The sequence below is a fragment of the Niallia taxi genome (assembly GCF_032818155.1).
Taxonomy (GTDB): domain Bacteria; phylum Bacillota; class Bacilli; order Bacillales; family Cytobacillaceae; genus Niallia; species Niallia taxi_A.
Genome location: NZ_CP102589.1, coordinates 420,001 through 442,734, shown reverse-complemented (window position 1 = coordinate 442,734; position 22,734 = coordinate 420,001). Strand labels below are relative to the sequence as shown.

At 40.9% G+C, this 22,734-nt stretch carries 14 protein-coding genes, 3 tRNA genes, 3 rRNA genes, 1 other RNA gene and 1 other annotated feature (1 of these 22 only partly in view); of the genes, 16 read left to right on the top strand and 5 right to left on the bottom strand.

Annotated elements, in window-relative coordinates:
• The first annotated feature begins 9 nt into the window (after window positions 1-9).
• The 7 genes from gyrA (at window position 10) to rrf (ending at window position 9,289) form a co-directional block, all read left to right on the top strand.
• Window positions 10-2,520: a DNA gyrase subunit A gene (gene gyrA / locus NQZ71_RS02290; RefSeq protein ID WP_317011235.1), complete on the top strand. Its 2,511-nt coding sequence runs from the start codon at window positions 10-12 to the stop codon at window positions 2,518-2,520.
• A 197-nt stretch (window positions 2,521-2,717) separates the two neighbouring features.
• Window positions 2,718-3,794: an HD-GYP domain-containing protein gene (locus NQZ71_RS02285; protein WP_144454959.1), complete on the top strand. Its 1,077-nt coding sequence runs from the start codon at window positions 2,718-2,720 to the stop codon at window positions 3,792-3,794.
• A gap of 289 nt (window positions 3,795-4,083) precedes the next feature.
• A 16S ribosomal RNA gene (locus tag NQZ71_RS02280) occupies window positions 4,084-5,633 on the top strand.
• Between the two features lie 81 nt (window positions 5,634-5,714).
• Window positions 5,715-5,791, top strand: a tRNA-Ile gene (locus NQZ71_RS02275).
• A 24-nt stretch (window positions 5,792-5,815) separates the two neighbouring features.
• Window positions 5,816-5,891: transfer RNA gene (locus NQZ71_RS02270), tRNA-Ala, on the top strand.
• 230 nt (window positions 5,892-6,121) lie between these two features.
• Window positions 6,122-9,055 (top strand): 23S ribosomal RNA (locus NQZ71_RS02265).
• Between the two features lie 117 nt (window positions 9,056-9,172).
• Window positions 9,173-9,289: ribosomal RNA gene (rrf, locus tag NQZ71_RS02260) — 5S ribosomal RNA — on the top strand.
• The 16S, 23S and 5S rRNA genes sit together here with 2 tRNA genes alongside, the layout of an rRNA operon.
• Before the next feature lie 70 nt (window positions 9,290-9,359).
• Here the strand turns inward: rrf and NQZ71_RS02255 are convergent.
• The gene (locus NQZ71_RS02255; RefSeq protein WP_144458487.1) at window positions 9,360-10,310 is read right to left on the bottom strand and encodes a YaaC family protein; all 951 of its coding nucleotides are present in this window, start codon (window positions 10,308-10,310) and stop codon (window positions 9,360-9,362) included.
• Between the two features lie 114 nt (window positions 10,311-10,424).
• On the opposite strand from NQZ71_RS02255, the gene guaB reads away from it, so the two are divergent.
• The 4 genes from guaB to NQZ71_RS02235 all read left to right on the top strand — a co-directional run bounded on the left by guaB (window position 10,425) and on the right by NQZ71_RS02235 (window position 15,427).
• Window positions 10,425-11,891, top strand: a complete 1,467-nt coding sequence (gene guaB / locus NQZ71_RS02250; RefSeq protein WP_144458488.1) for an IMP dehydrogenase — start codon at window positions 10,425-10,427, stop codon at window positions 11,889-11,891.
• A gap of 168 nt (window positions 11,892-12,059) precedes the next feature.
• On the top strand, window positions 12,060-13,382 hold the full coding sequence (locus tag NQZ71_RS02245; protein WP_311201039.1) for a D-alanyl-D-alanine carboxypeptidase family protein: 1,323 nt from the start codon (window positions 12,060-12,062) through the stop codon (window positions 13,380-13,382).
• A gap of 256 nt (window positions 13,383-13,638) precedes the next feature.
• Window positions 13,639-13,866: a binding site (T-box leader), on the top strand.
• 83 nt (window positions 13,867-13,949) lie between these two features.
• Window positions 13,950-15,224 (top strand): serine--tRNA ligase, encoded by a 1,275-nt coding sequence (gene serS / locus NQZ71_RS02240; protein WP_144458490.1) that lies wholly within the window; start codon window positions 13,950-13,952, stop codon window positions 15,222-15,224.
• Between the two features lie 110 nt (window positions 15,225-15,334).
• Window positions 15,335-15,427, top strand: a tRNA-Ser gene (locus tag NQZ71_RS02235).
• A 117-nt stretch (window positions 15,428-15,544) separates the two neighbouring features.
• Here NQZ71_RS02235 and NQZ71_RS02230 read toward each other — a convergent pair.
• The 4 genes from NQZ71_RS02230 to NQZ71_RS02215 all read right to left on the bottom strand — a co-directional run bounded on the left by NQZ71_RS02230 (window position 15,545) and on the right by NQZ71_RS02215 (window position 18,946).
• The gene (locus tag NQZ71_RS02230) at window positions 15,545-16,213 is read right to left on the bottom strand and encodes a deoxynucleoside kinase (RefSeq protein WP_144458491.1); all 669 of its coding nucleotides are present in this window, start codon (window positions 16,211-16,213) and stop codon (window positions 15,545-15,547) included.
• Window positions 16,191-16,850 carry a deoxynucleoside kinase gene (locus NQZ71_RS02225; protein WP_144458492.1) on the bottom strand — a complete coding sequence of 220 codons (660 nt, stop codon included), beginning with the start codon at window positions 16,848-16,850 and terminating at the stop codon, window positions 16,191-16,193. The genes NQZ71_RS02230 and NQZ71_RS02225 overlap by 23 nt, the downstream gene beginning before the upstream one ends.
• 209 nt (window positions 16,851-17,059) lie before the next feature.
• Entirely contained in the window at window positions 17,060-18,343 is a 1,284-nt protein-coding gene (locus NQZ71_RS02220; RefSeq protein ID WP_275009716.1) for a glycoside hydrolase family 18 protein, read from the bottom strand.
• A gap of 39 nt (window positions 18,344-18,382) precedes the next feature.
• A complete protein-coding gene (locus NQZ71_RS02215; protein ID WP_144458494.1) occupies window positions 18,383-18,946 on the bottom strand; it encodes a cysteine hydrolase family protein in 564 nt (187 codons plus the stop codon).
• Window positions 18,947-19,055: 109 nt separating this feature from the next.
• Here NQZ71_RS02215 and tadA point away from each other — a divergent pair, with 109 nt between their 5' ends.
• From tadA to recR, 5 genes are all read left to right on the top strand, one after another.
• Entirely contained in the window at window positions 19,056-19,577 is a 522-nt protein-coding gene (gene tadA, locus NQZ71_RS02210; protein WP_144458495.1) for a tRNA adenosine(34) deaminase TadA, read from the top strand.
• A 76-nt stretch (window positions 19,578-19,653) separates the two neighbouring features.
• An RNA gene (gene ffs, locus NQZ71_RS02205) (signal recognition particle sRNA large type) lies at window positions 19,654-19,918 on the top strand.
• Window positions 19,919-20,086: 168 nt separating this feature from the next.
• Window positions 20,087-21,793, top strand: a complete 1,707-nt coding sequence (dnaX, locus tag NQZ71_RS02200) for a DNA polymerase III subunit gamma/tau (protein WP_144458496.1) — start codon at window positions 20,087-20,089, stop codon at window positions 21,791-21,793.
• 82 nt (window positions 21,794-21,875) lie between these two features.
• The gene (locus NQZ71_RS02195; protein ID WP_127743018.1) at window positions 21,876-22,196 is read left to right on the top strand and encodes a YbaB/EbfC family nucleoid-associated protein; all 321 of its coding nucleotides are present in this window, start codon (window positions 21,876-21,878) and stop codon (window positions 22,194-22,196) included.
• A gap of 11 nt (window positions 22,197-22,207) precedes the next feature.
• Window positions 22,208-22,734 carry the 5' portion of a recombination mediator RecR gene (recR, locus tag NQZ71_RS02190; RefSeq protein ID WP_127743016.1) on the top strand. It continues 70 nt past the right edge of the window, so only the first 527 of its 597 coding nucleotides appear in the window; it begins with the start codon at window positions 22,208-22,210; its stop codon lies beyond the right edge, outside the window.

Here is a 22,734-nt window from a genome sequence, read left to right as displayed (position 1 = left end):
GGTTCCTATATGGCTGATATGCCGAATTCTCAAATTAAAGAAATAAATATAAGCAAGGAAATGCGTACATCCTTCCTGGATTATGCAATGAGTGTCATTGTTTCCCGTGCACTTCCAGATGTTCGGGATGGGCTTAAACCCGTTCATCGCCGTATACTATATGCTATGCATGACTTAGGTATGCATTCTGACAAGCCATTTAAAAAATCTGCTCGTATTGTTGGAGAAGTAATTGGTAAGTACCATCCTCACGGTGATAGTGCGGTATATGAAACAATGGTTCGTATGGCACAGGATTTTAACTACCGTTACATGTTAGTAGATGGTCATGGTAACTTCGGTTCAGTTGATGGAGATTCTGCTGCTGCAATGCGTTATACGGAAGCAAGAATGTCCAAAATAGCAATGGAGCTTTTAAGGGATATAAACAAGGATACAATTGACTACACAGAAAACTTCGACGGAGAAGAAAAGGAACCTGTTGTTTTACCGTCTCGTTTCCCAAACCTTCTGGTAAATGGAACAAGCGGAATTGCGGTGGGAATGGCTACAAATATTCCTCCACACCAACTGGGAGAGGTTATTGATGGTGTTTTGGCAGTAAGCAGAAATACCGATATAACAATTCCTGAATTGATGGAAATCATACCTGGTCCTGACTTCCCGACAAGCGGAATGATCGTCGGAAGATCTGGTATAAGAAAAGCATACGAAACAGGCAGAGGGTCTATCATCGTTAGAGCGAAGGTAGATATTGAAGTAAAGCCGAATGGTAAAGAAGTTATTATAGTAAAGGAAATTCCTTATCAGGTTAATAAAGCTCGTCTAGTAGAGCGAATTGCTGAGCTGGTTAGGGATAAAAAGATTGACGGTATTACAGACCTAAGAGATGAATCTGACCGTAATGGAATGCGGGTTGTTATAGAAGTCCGTAAAGATGCGAATGCTAACGTACTGCTGAATAACTTATATAAGCATACAGCAATGCAGACAAGCTTTGGAATTAACTTGTTGGCGCTTGTGGATGGACAACCTAAGGTTCTTAATTTAAAGCAATGTCTCGTCTATTATTTGGATCATCAAAAGGTTATTATCCGCCGTCGTACTGAATTTGAGTTAAGAAAAGCAGAAGCACGTGCCCATATATTAGAAGGGCTACGTATTGCGCTTGATCACCTAGACGAAGTAATTGCCTTAATTCGCAGTTCCAGAACAACGGATATTGCCAGAGAAGGATTAATGAGCAATTTCAGTCTGTCAGAAAAGCAAGCTCAAGCTATCTTAGATATGCGTCTACAAAGATTGACTGGACTTGAAAGAGAAAAGATAGAAGAAGAATATAAAGAATTAGTGGCTTTAATTCAAGAGCTGAAGTCAATCTTAGCTGATGAAGAAAAGCTGCTCGATATAATTCGTGAAGAGCTAAATGAAGTAAAAGAGCGTTTCAACGATAAGCGCCGTACAGAAATTGTAGCAGGCGGAATTGAAAACATAGAAGATGAAGATTTAATTCCAGAAGAGAATATCATCATTACATTAACACATAACGGTTATATTAAGAGATTGCCCGCATCTACATACCGTTCTCAGAAGCGTGGAGGGCGAGGTATCCAGGGAATGGGAACAAATGAAGATGACTTTGTGGAACAGCTTAGTACCACTTCCACACATAATACGATTTTGTTCTTTACGAATAAAGGGAAGGTATATCGCCTGAAAGGCTATGAAATCCCTGAATTTAGCCGTACAGCTAAAGGTATTCCAATCATTAACCTCCTCGGTGTGGAGAAGGGTGAATGGGTGAATGCTATCATTCCTGTATCAGAGTTTGTAGATGATTGGTTCTTGTTCTTCACGACGAAGGAAGGAATCTCCAAACGTTCTCCGTTATCTTCTTTTGCTAATATCAGAAACAATGGTCTGATTGCAGTTAACTTAAGAGATGGAGATGAGCTTATTTCTGTACGACTAACAGATGGAAATAAAGAAATCATCATAGGAACAAGAAATGGTTTGCTTATCCGTTTCCCAGAGACTGATGTTCGTTCAATGGGAAGAACAGCTACTGGAGTTAAAGGAATAACTCTTTCTTCAAATGATGAAGTTGTCGGTATGGAAGTTCTTGAGGAAGGCTCTGAAATACTTATCGTTACGAAAAATGGTTATGGTAAAAGAACGCCTGCAGATGAGTATAGAATTCAAGGAAGAGGCGGAAAAGGAATCAAAACCTGCAATATTACTGACAAAAATGGACCTTTAGTTTCCATGAAGGCAGTAGATGGTGAGGAAGATCTTATGCTTATCACTACAGGTGGTGTGTTGATTCGTATGGCTGTTAATGATATTTCTACAATGGGCAGAAGCACACAAGGAGTTAAGCTGATTAAGCTAAACGAAAGTGAAAGTGAGTTTGTTGCAACTGTTGCTAAAGTAGAAAAAGAAGAAGAATCTGAAACAGAAATTCCTGAAGAAACGGCAGATGATAGCGTGATGTCTGAAGTTGAGGAAACAGAAGAGTAAAGAGTTGCCTAACGGCGGCTCTTTTTTTGTATAAAGGTTTTTATTTATTATTGAAGAGTATACTTTAATAGGTAAAAGGGTCTAAAAATATCTATTAAATGGGGTTGTTTGATAATTATTTTTAAAATATAGTTATCAATCTGTTAAAAAGTGGAGTAAAATATAGTATAAAAGTCCTTGTAAGGGTGGAGTATTACATGAATATTAGTGTTGACCGATTAAATGCTGGCTGCATCTTAACAGAAGATGTTTTCAGCATGACAAATAGGCCAATAATCACTTCTAAAACTGTACTGACAGATGAACATATAAATCTCCTCAAAGTTTTCCAAGTGAAAAAAGTTGAGATTGAAAATACACAGATAGATGGAAATCTTCTTAGTGAATTAACAGAGGCAAATCAATTTATAGAAGATGACGAAGAGAGCTTTTTTGACAAATTTCTTTATGGTGTTAGTCAATATAAAAAGGAATTTCGTTCTTGGCAGTCAGGTGTTCCCTTGAGCATACCGTCTGTCCGGGCAATTTTGCTGCCTCTGCTAGAAGATCTTGAGCAGTATAGTAAAGAAGTTTTTTCTTTATATCATTTATCAAATAAGAGGGAGTATATCTACCAGCACTCAGTAGCTGTAGGTGTCATCAGTGCCCTTATTGCACAAAAAATGGGCTACAACAAAGGGGAAACTATTCAAATAGCTATGGCTGGCTGTTTGAGTGATGCAGGGATGTCAAAAATATCTCCTGGTTTACTTACAAAAGAAGAACCCCTCACAGAAGAAGAATTTGCTGAAGTAAAAAGACATACAAGCTACAGTTTAAAAATGCTGCCAGAGCATTCTCTTCTTAAGAAAGAAACAAGGCTTGCTATTCTCCAGCACCATGAAAGGCTGGATGGAAGCGGGTATCCATTAGGAAATGCAGATAATAAGATACATCCATATGCAAAGATTATTGCTGTATCAGATACTTTCCATGCAATGACTTCTCAAAGGCTGTACAGAAGCAAGCAATCGCCATTCAAGGTATTGGAGAAGCTTCAGCAGGACTACTTCGGGAAATTTGACCATGTGGTTTTACAGGCTTTAAGTAACAGTATTATTCAATATACAATAGGAAGCACTATAAGACTTTCTAATGGACATAGAGCAGAGGTCGTATTTGTAGAAGGAAGATCTGCTACACGACCACTTGTGAAAATTTTAGAGGATGAAGCAATAATGGATTTGGAAAAGAACAGGCATCTATATATCGAAGAGGTACTTCAATATAGTTAAAAGAAAAAATCTTCTTTTTTTTGAAATAGGTATTGCGCTCTATGCAACAAACTGATATACTCATACAAGTCAGCAAGAGAGTTATAAGTTGGTAAAAAAACCATAAATAATTTGTTGACTTGCATATGAGAATATGTTAATATATAAAAGTTGTTTCTAATAGCAACTAAATATTGCTCTTTGAAAACTGAACAAACAAACGTCAACAATAATCGTTTTTATAACTTTCGTTATAGAAACAAAACAAGTAACAAAAGCTAGAGTTTAGCATTTGAGCTAATCTTACTCTTTATCGGAGAGTTTGATCCTGGCTCAGGACGAACGCTGGCGGCGTGCCTAATACATGCAAGTCGAGCGGACTTAAAAAGCTTGCTTTTTAAGTTAGCGGCGGACGGGTGAGTAACACGTGGGCAACCTGCCTGTAAGACTGGGATAACTTCGGGAAACCGGAGCTAATACCGGATAATCCTTTTCTACTCATGTAGAAAAGTTGAAAGACGGTTTACGCTGTCACTTACAGATGGGCCCGCGGCGCATTAGCTAGTTGGTGAGGTAACGGCTCACCAAGGCGACGATGCGTAGCCGACCTGAGAGGGTGATCGGCCACACTGGGACTGAGACACGGCCCAGACTCCTACGGGAGGCAGCAGTAGGGAATCTTCCGCAATGGACGAAAGTCTGACGGAGCAACGCCGCGTGAGTGATGAAGGTTTTCGGATCGTAAAACTCTGTTGTTAGGGAAGAACAAGTACGAGAGTAACTGCTCGTACCTTGACGGTACCTAACCAGAAAGCCACGGCTAACTACGTGCCAGCAGCCGCGGTAATACGTAGGTGGCAAGCGTTGTCCGGAATTATTGGGCGTAAAGCGCGCGCAGGCGGTCCTTTAAGTCTGATGTGAAAGCCCACGGCTCAACCGTGGAGGGTCATTGGAAACTGGGGGACTTGAGTGCAGAAGAGAAGAGTGGAATTCCACGTGTAGCGGTGAAATGCGTAGAGATGTGGAGGAACACCAGTGGCGAAGGCGACTCTTTGGTCTGTAACTGACGCTGAGGCGCGAAAGCGTGGGGAGCAAACAGGATTAGATACCCTGGTAGTCCACGCCGTAAACGATGAGTGCTAAGTGTTAGAGGGTTTCCGCCCTTTAGTGCTGCAGCAAACGCATTAAGCACTCCGCCTGGGGAGTACGGCCGCAAGGCTGAAACTCAAAGGAATTGACGGGGGCCCGCACAAGCGGTGGAGCATGTGGTTTAATTCGAAGCAACGCGAAGAACCTTACCAGGTCTTGACATCTCCTGACAATCCTAGAGATAGGACGTTCCCCTTCGGGGGACAGGATGACAGGTGGTGCATGGTTGTCGTCAGCTCGTGTCGTGAGATGTTGGGTTAAGTCCCGCAACGAGCGCAACCCTTGATCTTAGTTGCCAGCATTTAGTTGGGCACTCTAAGGTGACTGCCGGTGACAAACCGGAGGAAGGTGGGGATGACGTCAAATCATCATGCCCCTTATGACCTGGGCTACACACGTGCTACAATGGATGGTACAAAGGGCAGCAAAACCGCGAGGTCGAGCCAATCCCATAAAACCATTCTCAGTTCGGATTGTAGGCTGCAACTCGCCTACATGAAGCTGGAATCGCTAGTAATCGCGGATCAGCATGCCGCGGTGAATACGTTCCCGGGCCTTGTACACACCGCCCGTCACACCACGAGAGTTTGTAACACCCGAAGTCGGTGGGGTAACCCTTCTGGGAGCCAGCCGCCTAAGGTGGGATAGATGATTGGGGTGAAGTCGTAACAAGGTAGCCGTATCGGAAGGTGCGGCTGGATCACCTCCTTTCTAAGGAAAAATGGATTTATTCCATTCATAGATTGTTGACAGTTTGTTGTTCAGTTTTGAGAGAGCAATGCTTTCTTATATGGGCCTATAGCTCAGCTGGTTAGAGCGCACGCCTGATAAGCGTGAGGTCGATGGTTCGAGTCCATTTAGGCCCACCATATAATGAAAAAAACACTAAATATGGGGCCTTAGCTCAGCTGGGAGAGCGCCTGCCTTGCACGCAGGAGGTCAGCGGTTCGATCCCGCTAGGCTCCACCAATTTTTTTTTGTTCTTTTGTTCTTTGAAAACTAAATCATATAGAAGAAAAACCAAGATAAAACCGAGTAATCGCCATCTTAGATTCTCTAATTATTAGAGAAATTGAGGGTAAAGAGAAACGAGCAGGTCGAGGAAGCGACGGAGTGAGCACCGGGGCGTACGAGAGTACGTGAGGAGCACAGCGAAGAAGCTGACAAAGAAATGCGAAGTTTATCTTTAGCCGAAAACAAGTTAAGTTAGAAAGGGCGCACGGTGGATGCCTTGGCACTAGGAGCCGATGAAGGACGGGACTAACACCGATATGCTTCGGGGAGCTGTAAGTAAGCTTTGATCCGGAGATTTCCGAATGGGGAAACCCACTATCCGTAATGGGATAGTATCGTTACTTGAATACATAGAGTAACTGAAGGCAGACCCGGGGAACTGAAACATCTAAGTACCCGGAGGAAGAGAAAGCAAACGCGATTCCCTTAGTAGCGGCGAGCGAAACGGGATTAGCCCAAACCAAGAGGCTTGCCTCTTGGGGTTGTAGGACACTCTACATGGAGTTACAAAGGAACGGGGTAGATGAATAGGTCTGGAAAGGCCAGTCACAGAAGGTAAAAACCCTGTAGTCGAAACTTCGTTCCCTCCTGAGTGGATCCTGAGTACGGCGGGACACGAGAAATCCCGTCGGAAGCAGGGAGGACCATCTCCCAAGGCTAAATACTCCCTAGTGACCGATAGTGAACCAGTACCGTGAGGGAAAGGTGAAAAGCACCCCGGAAGGGGAGTGAAATAGATCCTGAAACCGTGTGCCTACAAGTAGTTAGAGCCCATTAATGGGTGATAGCGTGCCTTTTGTAGAATGAACCGGCGAGTTACGATTACATGCAAGGTTAAGTTGAAGAGACGGAGCCGCAGCGAAAGCGAGTCTGAATAGGGCGATAGAGTATGTGGTCGTAGACCCGAAACCAGGTGATCTACCCATGTCCAGGGTGAAGTCCAGGTAACACTGGATGGAGGCCCGAACCCACGCACGTTGAAAAGTGCGGGGATGAGGTGTGGGTAGCGGAGAAATTCCAATCGAACTTGGAGATAGCTGGTTCTCTCCGAAATAGCTTTAGGGCTAGCCTCAAGGTAAGAGTATTGGAGGTAGAGCACTGTTTGGACTAGGGGCCCCCATCGGGTTACCGAATTCAGACAAACTCCGAATGCCAAATACTTATCCTTGGGAGTCAGACTGCGAGTGATAAGATCCGTAGTCAAGAGGGAAACAGCCCAGACCACCAGCTAAGGTCCCAAAGTATACGTTAAGTGGAAAAGGATGTGGAGTTGCTTAGACAACCAGGATGTTGGCTTAGAAGCAGCCACCATTTAAAGAGTGCGTAATAGCTCACTGGTCGAGTGACTCTGCGCCGAAAATGTACCGGGGCTAAACGTATCACCGAAGCTGTGGATTGACATCTATGATGTCAGTGGTAGGAGAGCGTTCTAAGGGCGTTGAAGCTAGACCGTAAGGACTGGTGGAGCGCTTAGAAGTGAGAATGCCGGTATGAGTAGCGAAAGATGAGTGAGAATCTCATCCACCGAATGCCTAAGGTTTCCTGAGGAAGGCTCGTCCACTCAGGGTTAGTCGGGACCTAAGCCGAGGCTGAAGAGCGTAGGCGATGGACAACAGGTTGATATTCCTGTACCACCTTATGAATCGTTTGAGCGATGGGGGGACGCAGGAGGATAGGGTAAGCGTGCTGTTGGATTAGCACGTCCAAGCAGTTAGGCTGGTAATGAGGCAAATCCCATTACCGTGAAGGCGGAGCTGTGACGGCGAGGGAAATATAGTACCGAAGTTCCTGATTCCACACTGCCAAGAAAAGCCTCTAGCGAGATTCAAGGTGCCCGTACCGCAAACCGACACAGGTAGGCGAGGAGAGAATCCTAAGGTGAGCGAGAGAACTCTCGTTAAGGAACTCGGCAAAATGACCCCGTAACTTCGGGAGAAGGGGTGCTCTTTTGGGTGCAAGCCCGAGAGAGCCGCAGTGAATAGGCCCAGGCGACTGTTTAGCAAAAACACAGGTCTCTGCGAAGCCGTAAGGCGAAGTATAGGGGCTGACACCTGCCCGGTGCTGGAAGGTTAAGAGGAGGGGTTAGCGTTCGCGCGAAGCTCTGAATTGAAGCCCCAGTAAACGGCGGCCGTAACTATAACGGTCCTAAGGTAGCGAAATTCCTTGTCGGGTAAGTTCCGACCCGCACGAAAGGTGTAACGATCTGGGCACTGTCTCAACGAGAGACTCGGTGAAATTATAGTACCTGTGAAGATGCAGGTTACCCGCGACAGGACGGAAAGACCCCGTGGAGCTTTACTGTAGCCTGATATTGAATTTTGGTACAGCTTGTACAGGATAGGTAGGAGCCTTGGAAGCCGGAGCGCCAGCTTCGGTGGAGGCATTGGTGGGATACTACCCTGGCTGTATTGACATTCTAACCCGCACCCCTTATCGGGGTGGGAGACAGTGTCAGGTGGGCAGTTTGACTGGGGCGGTCGCCTCCTAAAAAGTAACGGAGGCGCCCAAAGGTTCCCTCAGAATGGTTGGAAATCATTCGTAGAGTGTAAAGGCACAAGGGAGCTTGACTGCGAGACCTACAAGTCGAGCAGGGACGAAAGTCGGGCTTAGTGATCCGGTGGTTCCGCATGGAAGGGCCATCGCTCAACGGATAAAAGCTACCCCGGGGATAACAGGCTTATCTCCCCCAAGAGTCCACATCGACGGGGAGGTTTGGCACCTCGATGTCGGCTCATCGCATCCTGGGGCTGTAGTCGGTCCCAAGGGTTGGGCTGTTCGCCCATTAAAGCGGTACGCGAGCTGGGTTCAGAACGTCGTGAGACAGTTCGGTCCCTATCCGTCGTGGGCGTAGGAAATTTGAGAGGAGCTGTCCTTAGTACGAGAGGACCGGGATGGACGCACCGCTGGTGTACCAGTTGTCTTGCCAAAGGCATAGCTGGGTAGCTATGTGCGGAAGGGATAAGTGCTGAAAGCATCTAAGCATGAAGCCCCCTCGAGATGAGATTTCCCATAGCGTAAGCTAGTAAGATCCCTGAAAGATGATCAGGTTGATAGGTTTGAGGTGGAAGCGTGGTGACACGTGGAGCTGACAAATACTAATAGATCGAGGACTTAACTAAAATGAAAAGTGGAAAAAAGCCCTAGGCTTTTGAAGCTGGACAAAAGATTACTTGGTTCTTATGTTTTTCTTCCTATATGATTTAGTTTTGAGAGAACAACTCATAAAAACATAATAGTCTGGTGGCGATAGCGAGAAGGTCACACCCGTTCCCATACCGAACACGGAAGTTAAGCTTCTCAGCGCCGATGGTAGTTGGGGGTTCTCCCCCTGTGAGAGTAGGACGTCGCCAGGCACGAACAAAAGCATCTAGTACATTACTAGATGCTTTTTTGTAATGCTCTGAAGAAAAATCTGAAATTCAACTACATTTTTTTCGCTAAAAAGTTATAAATGAGTTGAGGCCCTTTTTTTGCTGCGATCGATAAAAAAGACTCAATATACGGATAATCCTGATTTGGCATTGTCTTGAGAAGCTCACTCCACCATTCTATTTCGTATCTGGCAATCATGCTTAAATTATATAATAATAAATAATGCACCAAGATTTCAGGAAGATGTACACTCCGTTTTTCTATTGGAATATAGTGTTTATTATCCAAGACGTTGTAGTAGAAGGGAGGAACTGGTTGTAAAGGTTCAGAAAAAGCAACTTCAATACTCGTCTTACTTGTTTTAACATTCTTGACTGGATTCCCAAGCTGTGATTCCAAATAATGCTGAAAACGGTCCTTACTCATAAAATAGCTGTCTAATATCTTAGACGGAATAATTGCCTCTGTATTTGAAAAGGAAACTGGTAGGAAGGAGGGACTGCTTGTGAATATATGGAATAAATCACTAAGTTCAGGTATCTGCTGTAAGAGCTCTCCCATTTTGAACTTCTCTCCCTCGATTGAAGGGAGCTGAAACATATTTTCAGACATACAGGCAAACAGACCATTCTTTTGAATTTTGATTTCGTCCTTAAAAAATAAATATTGTTGTTTTTTCCTTTTTCTTGTAGATACACCATGTGCCAGTACCGAGGTACTGCTTGGGTAAGATGGATCTATTGTAAGGAGACAAGCTTTAATTAAGTGAACAAATCCATAAAATAGCAAAACAGGCTGTATATTAATTGGTGAATTAACTGCTTGCTGATAATAGAGCTTGCCATGCTCTAGAAAATAAATAAATGGATAACAGTTTTGATAGCTCTTTGTTTCAATTTCATTTGTATGAAGTAATTTATAGCTTTTTTTTAGAAAAAGTTGGGAGTATTCTGCAGAAAAAAAGCAGCTAAATGAATCCCAGCCCTTGTAGGAACTGTACATATGTATTGCCTCCTGAATTTTTTGAAAAATGAAACTTATTAAACTGACCTTGACAGTATTTTGTCCAATTGATAACCTACTAATAATATTTTTTTACTAATTGGAGGCGTTAAAATGTGGGAAAGTAAGTTTGCTAAAGAAGGTTTAACCTTTGATGATGTTTTATTGATACCAGCTAAATCAGAAGTATTACCAAGAGATGTCAGCTTAAAAGTGGAATTGGCACCAAATTTAAAATTAAACATTCCGTTGATTAGTGCTGGAATGGATACTGTTACAGAGGCAGAAATGGCAATATCTATTGCAAGACAAGGCGGAATGGGTATTATCCATAAAAACATGTCAATTGAGCAGCAAGCTGAGCAGGTAGATAAAGTTAAACGCTCAGAGAGTGGTGTTATTACTGATCCATTCTTCTTAACTCCAGATCATCAAGTATTTGATGCAGAACATTTAATGGGAAAATACCGAATCTCAGGTGTTCCTATTGTTAACAACAATGATGATCAAAAATTAGTTGGTATCTTAACAAATAGAGATTTACGCTTCATTGAAGACTTTTCCATTAAAATTAGCGATGTAATGACTAAGGAAGACTTAGTAACGGCTCCAGTTGGTACAACATTGGATGAAGCAGAGAAGATTCTGCAAAAACATAAAATTGAAAAATTGCCTCTTATCAATGAGGATGGAGTCTTAAAAGGCCTTATTACAATTAAAGATATTGAAAAGGTAATTGAGTTTCCTAATTCTGCAAAGGATGCACAGGGCAGACTGCTTGTTGGTGCGGCTGTTGGTGTTACAGCTGATGCTATTAAAAGAGTTGAGCTACTAGTGAAGTCCCAAGTGGATGCTATCGTAATTGATACAGCTCATGGCCATTCAAAGGGTGTTTTAGACGGCATAAGCGATATTAGAAATGCTTTCCCTGAATTAACTATTATCGCTGGAAATGTGGCAACTGCTGAAGGTACAAAGGCACTTATAGAAGCAGGAGCAGATGTTGTAAAGGTAGGCATTGGTCCAGGATCAATCTGTACAACAAGAGTTGTTGCTGGTGTGGGTGTTCCACAAATCACTGCAGTATATGATTGTGCTACAGAAGCTAGAAAGCATGGCAAAGCCATTATTGCTGACGGAGGAATTAAATACTCTGGAGATATCGTTAAAGCATTAGCAGCAGGCGGACACGCAGTAATGCTTGGAAGTTTACTTGCAGGTGTATCTGAAAGTCCTGGAGAAACGGAAATATTCCAAGGTAGACGCTTTAAGGTATATAGAGGAATGGGATCTGTGTCTGCTATGGAAAAAGGTTCAAAAGACCGTTACTTCCAAGAGGATAACAAAAAGTTCGTTCCAGAAGGCATTGAAGGCCGTCTACCATATAAAGGACCACTTTCTGATACTATTTATCAATTGGTAGGTGGAATTCGTTCAGGAATGGGATATTGTGGTTCTAAGGACCTTCAAGATTTGAGAGAGCATTCACAATTTGTAAAAATGACTGGTGCTGGATTAAGAGAAAGTCATCCACATGATGTTCAAATTACAAAAGAAGCTCCAAACTACTCTATTTCATAATATTAGTTTTGCAATTGTTACGGAATATTACAATAGATGGTGAACTCTATCACCGTCTATTTTTTTTGTTTTTTTTATGGTAAACTGTACAAGGGAAATTCTTAATTAAAAAAATAATTTAAAGTTTAATAGATAATCTTAAGTGTGGAGGTTTTATTAGTGAAACAAATGAGAAAGTGGACCTTGTACTTACTTATGACAGTGCTTGTTATAAGTGCAGTGGCAGCAGGTCTACCGCAACAAGCAAATGCAGCTGAGAATGACGATTTGGGATTGGACGCTGGGGCAGCAATACTAGTAGATGCTGCTACTGGTGAGATATTGTATGAAAAAAATGCCGATAAACTAATGGGCGTGGCATCCATGTCAAAAATGATGACAGAATATAATGTCCTTGAAGCAATCAAAGAAGGAAAAATTAGCTGGGATCAAAAAGTTAAAATAAACAATTATATTCATCGTTTATCCGGTGCTCCTGGTTTGTCTAATATTGGTTTGACTGAAGGCGAAGAATATACAGTAAAAGAGCTATATCAAGCAATGGGGATATTCTCAGGGAATGCTGCGACTGTCGCGTTGGCTGAACTTCTTGCTGGAACAGAAAAAAACTATATTAATGTTATGAACGAAAAGGCAGAAGAATTAGGACTTAAAGATTACAAGTTTGTTAACTCTTCTGGTTTAAATAACACGGATCTATTGGGCAATTATCCTGCTGGCAGCGAAACAGATGAAAATGAAATGTCTGCTAAAGCTGTTGCAAAACTTGCTTACCATTTATTAAATGATTATCCGGAAGTACTTGAGACTTCTAGCATGCCAAAACTTAAATTCCGTGATAATAGAACATACGCTAACTTTAACTGGCTGTTGCCTTCACTGGTATTTGGCTATGAGGGAGCAGATGGTCTTAAAACAGGTTCTACTGATTATGCAGGCTACAATGTAACGGCAACTGCAAAACGCGGTGATCAACGAATTATCGCTGTTATTATGAAAAGTGAAACTAAAAACAGCCGCTTCACAGAGGCAACTAAGCTGTTAGATTATGGTTTTAATAACTTTAGTACAGAAGAAGTTCTACCTGCTGGTTATACAATAAAAGGCAATGAGTCGTTAAAAGTAACAAAGGGTAAAGAAGACACGGTAAAAATTCAAACAAGTGATGCTGTTAATTTAATGATCAAAAAAACAGATAAAGAAAATTATGTGGCAAAGCTTGTACTGGATGATAAAAAGGTGAACAGTAATGGTGAAATAGCTGCTCCAGTCAAAAAAGGTGATAAGGTTGGAAAGGTCACTTTAGAGACAAAGGATGGCAAAGCAGTTCAGTTCTTAACTAGTGACGGAGAAAAGAAAGCTAGTGTAGATGTTGTAGCTGCAGAAACGGTCGAAAAGGCAAACTGGTTCGTATTAGCTATGCGTGGCGTAGGTTCCTTCTTTGCAAACATTTGGGATAGTGTTTCATCTACAGTAAAAGGCTGGTTTTAATAAAAAAAGGATTCCTGTGTTGACAGGAATCCTTTTTTTATTATTTATTTCCAATAAGGTCAAGTTATAATTTTGCGGAAAGTAAAGGTTGGTTGAGTTCATGGCTTAGCTCCACCAAGCACATATGTGAGGCTTCACCTACTTATCTCTAATTAATAATTAGTTCAATGGTGGAGCTAAGCCATAAAGAACTAAATTGTATATAGTGGTTGAACTTTGTTCATAATTATAGTACGATGAAAAAAACTTTTATATGGTATCTACAATGATAGGAAATAGTAGCAAGATAATTTATTCTCAAGAGAGCCGATGGTTGGTGTGAATCGGTGAATATAGTCTGTGAATCCATCCTAGAGTTAAAACAAGGAAAGCCAGGTAAATTGGCAAGTAATTGTTTTCGGTTTAAAAAACCGTTATGTTTTTTTAAGGTGGAAAGCATATGCTTTCAACTAGGGTGGCAACGCGGGTAACTCTCGTCCCTTTTTTGGGGACGGGAGTTTTTTGTGTTCTGCTATGAAAATTTCAAAAGTAGAGTACCTATAGATGAAAATGTAAGGAGGAAAAAAAATGCTTGATATTAAATTTGTACGCGCAAATTTTGATTTTGTGAAAGAGCAGCTGCAGCATCGTGGTGAAGATTTATCTGAATTGGAGCATTTTGAAGAGCTTGATACAAGAAGACGAGAATTGATTGTGGAAACAGAACAATTAAAAAGCAGAAGAAATGAAGTTTCCCAGGAGGTTGCCACATTAAAACGTGAGAAAAAGGATGCAGAAGCTTTAATCCTTGAAATGCGCGAAGTTGGTGAAAAAATCAAGGGGTTTGACGATGAACTGCGCCAAGTGGAAGAAAGACTGAACACAATTATGCTAGGTATACCAAATCTTCCTCATGAAAGTGTTCCTGTTGGTGATACAGAAGATGATAATGTGGAAATTAGAAAATGGGGAGAAGTAAGAGAGTTTGATTTCGAGCCAAAACCACATTGGGATGTAGCAACAGATTTGGATTTACTTGATTTCGAAAGAGCAGCAAAGGTAACAGGAAGTCGTTTTGTATTTTATAAAGGGCTTGGTGCTAGACTAGAAAGAGCTTTGTTTAACTTTATGCTTGATCTTCATACAGAAGATCATGGTTATAAGGAAATAATACCTCCATTCTTAGTTAATAGAGCAAGTTTAACAGGAACTGGGCAGCTTCCTAAATTTGAAGAGGATGCTTTCTTAATCGAGAAAGAGGATTACTTCTTAATCCCTACATCAGAAGTACCTGTTACAAACCTACACCGTGATGAAATTTTAGATGGTGATCAGCTTCCTATCAAATATGCAGCATTCAGCGCTAACTTCCGTTCAGAAGCAGGTTCAGCTGGAAGGGATACAAGAGGACTAATTAGACAACATCAGTTTAACAAAGTAGAACTGGTTAAGTTTGTTAAACCAGAGGATTCTTATGAAGAGTTGGAAACATTGACTGGAAATGCAGAGAAAGTCTTGCAGCTTCTAGGCTTGCCATATCGTGTTCTAAGCATGTGCACAGGTGACTTAGGTTTCACAGCTGCAAAAAAATACGATGTAGAAGTCTGGATACCAAGCTATGGATCTTACAGAGAAATATCTTCTTGCAGTAACTTCGAAGCATTCCAAGCAAGAAGGGCAAACATCCGCTTCAGACGAGAAGCTAAGGGGAAGCCAGAGCATGTTCATACACTTAATGGCTCTGGACTTGCGATTGGCCGTACAGTTGCAGCAATACTTGAGAACTATCAGCAAGAGGATGGCAGTGTACTTATTCCAGAAGCATTGCGCCCATATATGGGAAATAGAGAGGTTATAAAGTAATTAGTTAGTGCATGATAATATATAGAAGGAGCTGTTGCTCCTTCTATATATTAAAATAAAGATTTTGTTGACAATAATAATCCAATGTGTTATATTATTCTTTGTCTGATGGAGGAATACCCAAGTCCGGCTGAAGGGATCGGTCTTGAAAACCGACAGGCGGGTCAAACCGCGCAGGGGTTCGAATCCCCTTTCCTCCTCCATGATTATTTTTTCTAACATTGCGCATAAATATTGGAGATATAAGGTCTGCTGTTTACAGCAGGCCTTTTTTTTGGTCTTTTTTATACAAAAAAAGAAGAGGAGCTGTCTCCTCTTCTTTATCTTTTTGCAAGATTTTTTTGTTCTAAAATAACAGCTACTTTTTCAAGTATTGGTTCAATTGCAGAAGTTCCCTCTGTAGCATCATAGTCATTAATATTAAGGCGCAGTACAGGACATGAAGAGAAGGAATCTATCCACTTTTCATAACGACTGTGCATTTCCTGCCAATACTCGACAGGTGTCTCTTTCTCCATTGTACGTCCTCTTTTATCAATTCTCGCAAGGATATCATCTAATGAGCCTTCTAAATAAATTAATAAATCAGGATGAGGGAAGTACGGAGTCATAACCATAGCATCGAATAAGCTTGTATATGTTTCGTAGTCTGTTTCAGACATAGTGCCTTTTTCATAGTGCATTCTTGCGAATATGCCTGTATCTTCGTATATAGAACGATCCTGTATGAAGCCTCCTCCATACTCAAAGATTTTTTTCTGTTCTTTGAATCTTTCAGCAAGAAAATATACTTGCAGATGAAAGCTCCATCTGCTGAAATCATGGTAAAATTTATCTAAATATGGGTTTGTATCAACCTTTTCAAAGGATGTGCGAAATTGAAGCGCATCAGCTAGTGCGTTAGTTAATGTCGACTTGCCGACACCGACTGTTCCGGCAATTGTAATGACTGAATTGCTTGGAATATTATATTTCTTGCGTAGATTCATGATTATATGCTCCTAATTTTAATGTTTGCTTGATTTTATCAATGATAGTATCAAGATCCTTCTCGTTTTTGACAAAGTCTAAAGTATCGCCGTTGAATGAAAGTACCTGGACGTTCGGGTACTGCTTTTCATACTTTTCCATCACATCTTGATAGTCTGCTGACAATTGCTCCAAATATAGAGGACTGATGTTTTTTTCAATATCTCTGTCTCTTTTTTGGATGCGTTCCATTAGAGTATCAAGACTAGCATGAAGATAGATGATAACGTTCGGTGCAGGTAATTCTTCTGTCAGTACATCATAAATTCGGATATATTTAGATAGTTCTTTCTCTTGCAGAGTTCTTTTTGCGAAAATTAAATTCTTTAGTATATGATAATCAGCTACGACAGGAATATTCTTGTCTAAAAAGTCGGATTGTATATCATTAAGTTGTTTGTAGCGATTGCATAAAAAAAACATTTCTGTTTGGAAGCTCCATTCATCAATGTTCTCGTAAAATTTTCCTAAAAAAGGGTTTTCCTCAACGATTTCCTTTAATAGGTGATACTGAAAATGGTCAGAAATCAGCTTCGCTAACGAAGTTTTTCCAACACCAATAGGACCTTCTACTGTAATAAAAGGGATATTGTTCAATGCTTGTCCCCCCAATTTATATATTAGAAAAATAAAAAAGACATATGAAGTCATTTTAACATATGAGAAGCAGTTGTGGACATAAACTATCGTTAATTAAAGCTGTATGATATTTCCTGAGAAATGTATGTGGTGACACTTCCTTAATAAAAAAAGTCACCTTTTTATAAAGGCAACTAATTGACAACTATTAAGCATAAGCACCGATATCATCTTTTCGTCACATTGAAATTATCAGATATCAACAGCCAATTTTGTGGGAAAGGCAAGCCTAGCTTCCAATAGCTTACACCCCTAATATTAAGCTCTTTGACAAGGTCGAACTTTGCCTGAATGGACCTTGCATCCTCAAACCAAACCTCGTGCTTACGCCCTTGAGCATCTGTATAGTTGAAATGTGGCGCTTGAGCACTCGTGTCATAAAGTATGGCCACGTTATTATCTGATGCAAGCTGGATTGCACTTTGGGGGCTAACTGCCTTTGCGACAGATCCTTGAACGAAGGGAAGTGTCCAGTCATATCCATAAAGATTTTGTCCCATCATTATTTTGTTTGATGGCATTTCTGTAATTGCATACTCAAGAACATTACGCACTGGGCCGATAGGTGAAACTGCCATTGCTGGTCCGCCGCTATAGCCCCACTCATATGTCATGATTACGACAAAGTCTACAATTTCTCCGTGTGCGCGATAGTCGTGAGCTTCATACCATTTACCCTTTTGGCCTGCGCTTGTTTTCGGAGCTAAGGCAGTGGAAAGGAGCCAGCCTTCTTGAGAGAAGCGTGCTTTTGCTTTGCGTAAAAATGCATTATAAGCTTCCCGGTCTGCTGGTCTTAAATATTCAAAATCAAAGTGGATATCTCTAAATCCGTATTTCTTTGCGGTCGCCACGATATTATTCAAAAAGGTATTTTGAATTGCTTGATCATTTAATAGGATTCTTCCTAGCTCATCACTGAACTGATCATTTTCTTGATTAGTGATTACCATCATCAATACATTATTATTATTTGCTGCGATAGTAGGGAAATTGCCAAGCAGAGGCTCTTTCAGTTGTCCATTTCTAAGTGCTTGGAAGCTAAATGGGGCAAGATAGGTTAAGTATGGAGCTGCTTCTCTTGCTGAAGATTCAAGCGCAGGAGCTACTGTAGTACCTCGCGGCTCAACATATGCATTGAATTCTCCTGCTCTTTTCGGTTGCTGTGGTATATATAAGCGGGTTCCTACCGCTAATGGGCTGTTTGGTGATATGCGGTTAACACTAGCTAACTGCTGATATGAAATACCAAATCTTCTGGAGATAGAAAATAGGCTGTCCCCTGGCTGAACCCAATAGAACCGTCCAACAATTGGGATGACAAGCGCTTGGCCGATAACCAGCCTATTAGGATTAGGTAATTCATTCGCCTCAACGATGTTTGTTACAGTAGTTCCATAAGCTTGAGCAATGCCTGTCAATGACTGGTTTGCCTGCACAACATGTATCTGCATGGGAAATCCCCTCCTGCTGTTAAAATTCCTTATTGCAGTCTATGTGTTAATTGGGGATGACATGATACTATTTTTATCATACTTAAATATTTTTGCATCCATGACATTCTTCATCATGGTCAAGGCATATTTATTATCTTGCTCATCTACTGAGGCAATGCAATTCTCTGGAACAATCAATGAATATTCTCTCATATAAGCATCATTAGCAGTAAAGAGAACACAAATATTGCCGGCAATACCTGTTAGAATAAGCTCATCCACCTTTAGCTGATGAAGCAGTGTGTTTAGAGCAGTTCCATAAAAAGCCGAATGCTTTGGTTTTATTAAGAAGTAATCTTGCTCTTTTGGAGTAAGAAGGGTAAAAAGAGTATCGTTGTATTCATTAGAGCAATAATCAATGATTTTGTCTAAATCTGCTTTCCATAAGCTATAATGATCATTGATATAAATTACAGGGATCTCAGATTCGTGGCAATAATTTTTCAATGTGGATATATTTTTTGCAATTAATGAAGCTTTTTCAGCTAAAATGGATCCATGGTCAAATCGAAAGTCATTGATCATGTCGATTATTAAGAGTGCTTTAGATGAATTATTCATATGTAACCCCTTTTTTAAAATAATAACAAATGTGTCTTTAGTTTAAGTAACTTAAGAAAATAAATTACACTTTTTATAAAAACAATAGTGAGCACAGGGTGATAAATAAATGAATGTAGAAAAAGATGATAATTATTTTATGAGAATTGCTATAGCTGAAGCAAAAAGAGCAGGTAATCTGGGAGAGGTTCCCATAGGGGCTGTTGTTGTGCTAGATGGGGAAGTAATCTCGAAGGCACATAACTTGCGTGAAGCAGAGCAGAGAGCAATTGCCCATGCTGAGCTTTTGGCAATAGATTTAGCCTGTAAAGAAACAGGAAGCTGGAGATTGGATAACGCTGTGCTGTACGTTACATTAGAGCCTTGTGCAATGTGCTCTGGTGCAATTCTTCTTTCTCGGGTTAAAAGGGTAGTCTACGGCGCAAGTGATCCTAAGGGAGGTTGTGCGGGTACCTTCATGAATCTTCTTCAGGATGACCGATTCAATCATCAGTGTGAGCTAGTACCTGGAGTACTTGAAAAGGAAACCGGCGAACTTTTAACAAACTTCTTCCGAGAACTTCGTAAAAGAAAGAAAGCGGAGAAACAAAAAAGAGCCGAAAATGATATTACAAAAATTAACAGCTTATAATTATTGCTTTTTTGGTTGAATATAAGTATACTTAGTTTGTGTCCAAGATGACACATTAAAATTGGTATCAAGTTTGTCGTGCTAAGCGGGGAGGTAGCGGTGCCCTGTACTCGCAATCCGCTCTAGCGAGGCTGAACTCCTTTCTGAGGCTAGTATCCTGTAGGGTCTGCCTTAAGCAAGTGGTGTTGACGTCCGGGTCCTGCGCAATGGGAATCCATGAACTATGTCAGGTCCGGAAGGAAGCAGCATTAAGTGGACACCCCCATGTGCCGCAGGGTTGCCTGGACTGAGCTAACTGCTTAAGTAACGCTTATGGGTGCTAGTCGACGAAAGGTGCACGGCAGTTTAACTTTATAATAATAAAGACTCATTCTTTTGATAAAGAGTGAGTCTTTTTAATTATTACAAGCCATACTACTTTTTAGTATAAAAGTTTGTACCACTGTTTTAATGTAAAAATACATATAGATAAGATATAATAATAAGAGCGGAAAGAAAGGGGGGCAAGCATGAATTACCAAGCATTATATCGAGTTTGGAGACCGCAGCAATTTATTGATGTAGTAGGTCAGGAACATATAACAAAAACACTCCAGAATGCCCTTCTTCAGCAAAAAACAACGCATGCATATTTGTTTTCAGGCCCAAGAGGAACAGGTAAAACAAGTGCTGCGAAGATTCTAGCAAAAGCGGTAAACTGTGAAAGAGCTCCAATCAGCGAGCCATGCAACGAGTGTGCTGCATGTAAAGGAATTACAGACGGCTCCATTCCTGATGTGATAGAGATAGATGCTGCTTCCAATAATGGAGTAGAAGAAATAAGGGATATAAGAGACAAAGTGAAATATGCCCCGAGCTCTGTCCCGTATAAGGTTTATATAATAGATGAAGTGCATATGCTTTCTATTGGAGCATTCAATGCATTATTAAAAACATTAGAGGAACCACCAAAGCATGTAATCTTCATTTTGGCCACTACTGAGCCGCATAAAATACCATTAACGATTATCTCCAGATGTCAACGCTTTGACTTTAGAAGAATTACAGCTCAATCGATTGTAAAGAGAATGAGACTTATCATAGATGAATCTGGTATATCCTGTGATGATAAGGCTCTTCAGATGATAGCTCGCGCGGCCGATGGAGGAATGCGGGATGCCTTGAGTCTATTGGACCAAGCCATCTCTTACAGTCAAGATATTGTTACTGTAGAAGATGCATTAACTGTTACAGGTGCTGTTTCACAAGGGTTTTTAAATGAACTGGCGAAAGCAATTTATGAAAAAGATACAGTTAAAGGACTTCAATCATTGGATGAATTGCTGTTTTCAGGAAAGGACCCTTCCAGGTTTATTGAAGACTTTATTTTCTTCTACCGAGATATGCTGTTATATAAAACTGCACCTAATTTGGAAGAGTCATTGGAAAGAGTCATGCTTGATGATGAATTCAGAGACTTAGCTGATCTTTATGGACAGGAACAAATATATGAGCTTATCAGCTTGTTGAACAAAACACAGCAGGATATGCGGTGGACAAATCATCCCAGAATTTTTCTAGAGGTAGCCATCGTTAAGTTATGCCAAATGGCAGTTACATTAAATGAGGCAAGTGCTGGCGCCCCATCAAGTAGTGAAATACAGGGACTTATTTCTAAAATAAACAATTTAGAAGAAGAACTAGCAAGAATAAGACAGTCAGGTGTAAGTAGCTCGCCAGAGGAGGCTGCTCCTCAGAAAAAGGTGAGGTCAAACCGAAAGGGATTCCAGGCACCTACTGGGAAAATCAATGAAATACTTAAAGCTGCAACGAAACAAGAGCTTCAAAATATAAAGAGCAATTGGGGAAATATGCTCGGACAACTCGTTAAAAATCAGATGAGATCACAAGCGGCTCTCTTGAATGAAGCGGAACCAGTTGCTGCTTCGACGGATTCAATTGTTATTAAATTTAAATATGAAATCCACTGTCAAATGGCATTAGATAATGTTAAATTTATAGAGACAATTACGTCATCCCTTCAACAGCTTTTGGGAAGAAGGTATAAATTAGTAGGAGTCCCTGAAGAGCAGTGGTTAAAAATAAGGGAAGATTTCTTGAATAGCTCCCATCATTCAGGTGAGGGCGAAGAAGATGGTGAAAACCAAGCGGAAGACCCGATTGTTGCTGAAGCCAAAAAATTATTTGGTGAAGAATTGCTTGAAGTGAAGGACTGATTGTTGAACGGAAATAGAAATTTGCATATTATATAAAATATGTAAATGAAATAAATAATTATAATTTAATGGAGGTAATCTTATGCGCGGAATGGGTAATATGCAAAATATGATGAAACAAATGCAAAAAATGCAAAAGAAAATGGCGGAAGCTCAAGAGGAGCTTGGAGACAAAAGAATTGAAGGTTCTGCTGGCGGCGGAATGGTAACAGTAGTCGTAACAGGACATAAAGAAATAGTGGATGTAGTGATAAAGGAAGAGGTTGTAGATCCGGAAGACGTAGAAATGCTCCAAGATCTTGTGCTGGCAGCTACAAATGATGCATTGAAGAAAGCGGATGAGTTAACAAACTCAACAATGGGGCAATTTACTAAAGGACTTAACCTTCCTGGAATGTTCTAAGGAGGAGTTCCATGCATTATCCTGAACCAATATCGAAGCTGATAGACAGCTTTATGAAATTGCCAGGAATCGGCCCGAAAACGGCTGCTCGACTGGCGTTTTTTGTATTAAATATGAAAGAAGACACTGTATTAGACTTTGCGAAAGCACTCGTCAATGCAAAAAGAAACCTTACTTATTGTTCTGTATGCGGTCATATAACAGATCAAGATCCATGCTATATTTGTGAGGATACAAGAAGAAACCGCCAAATAATCTGTGTAGTGCAAGACCCGAAAGATGTTATTGCAATGGAAAAAATGAAGGAATTTGATGGCTTATACCATGTTTTACATGGTGCGATTTCCCCGATGGATGGTATAGGTCCTGAGGATATCAACGTTCCTTCCCTCATCAAGCGCCTTCAGGAAAGTGATGTGGAAGAGGTAATAATGGCTACCAATCCAAATATCGAGGGAGAAGCTACAGCTATGTACATTTCTCGGTTACTAAAGCCATCAGGAATTAAAATTACAAGAATAGCACATGGATTGCCAGT

Coding starts and splice junctions, on each gene's coding strand:
- gyrA (WP_317011235.1), top strand. CDS start 10: ATGGCTGATATGCCGAATTCTCAAATTAAAGAAATAAATATAAGCAAG.
- NQZ71_RS02285 (WP_144454959.1), top strand. CDS start 2,718: ATGAATATTAGTGTTGACCGATTAAATGCTGGCTGCATCTTAACAGAA.
- NQZ71_RS02255 (WP_144458487.1), bottom strand. CDS start 10,310: ATGTACAGTTCCTACAAGGGCTGGGATTCATTTAGCTGCTTTTTTTCT.
- guaB (WP_144458488.1), top strand. CDS start 10,425: ATGTGGGAAAGTAAGTTTGCTAAAGAAGGTTTAACCTTTGATGATGTT.
- NQZ71_RS02245 (WP_311201039.1), top strand. CDS start 12,060: ATGAGAAAGTGGACCTTGTACTTACTTATGACAGTGCTTGTTATAAGT.
- serS (WP_144458490.1), top strand. CDS start 13,950: ATGCTTGATATTAAATTTGTACGCGCAAATTTTGATTTTGTGAAAGAG.
- NQZ71_RS02230 (WP_144458491.1), bottom strand. CDS start 16,213: ATGAATCTACGCAAGAAATATAATATTCCAAGCAATTCAGTCATTACA.
- NQZ71_RS02220 (WP_275009716.1), bottom strand. CDS start 18,343: ATGCAGATACATGTTGTGCAGGCAAACCAGTCATTGACAGGCATTGCT.
- NQZ71_RS02215 (WP_144458494.1), bottom strand. CDS start 18,946: ATGAATAATTCATCTAAAGCACTCTTAATAATCGACATGATCAATGAC.
- tadA (WP_144458495.1), top strand. CDS start 19,056: ATGAATGTAGAAAAAGATGATAATTATTTTATGAGAATTGCTATAGCT.
- dnaX (WP_144458496.1), top strand. CDS start 20,087: ATGAATTACCAAGCATTATATCGAGTTTGGAGACCGCAGCAATTTATT.
- NQZ71_RS02195 (WP_127743018.1), top strand. CDS start 21,876: ATGCGCGGAATGGGTAATATGCAAAATATGATGAAACAAATGCAAAAA.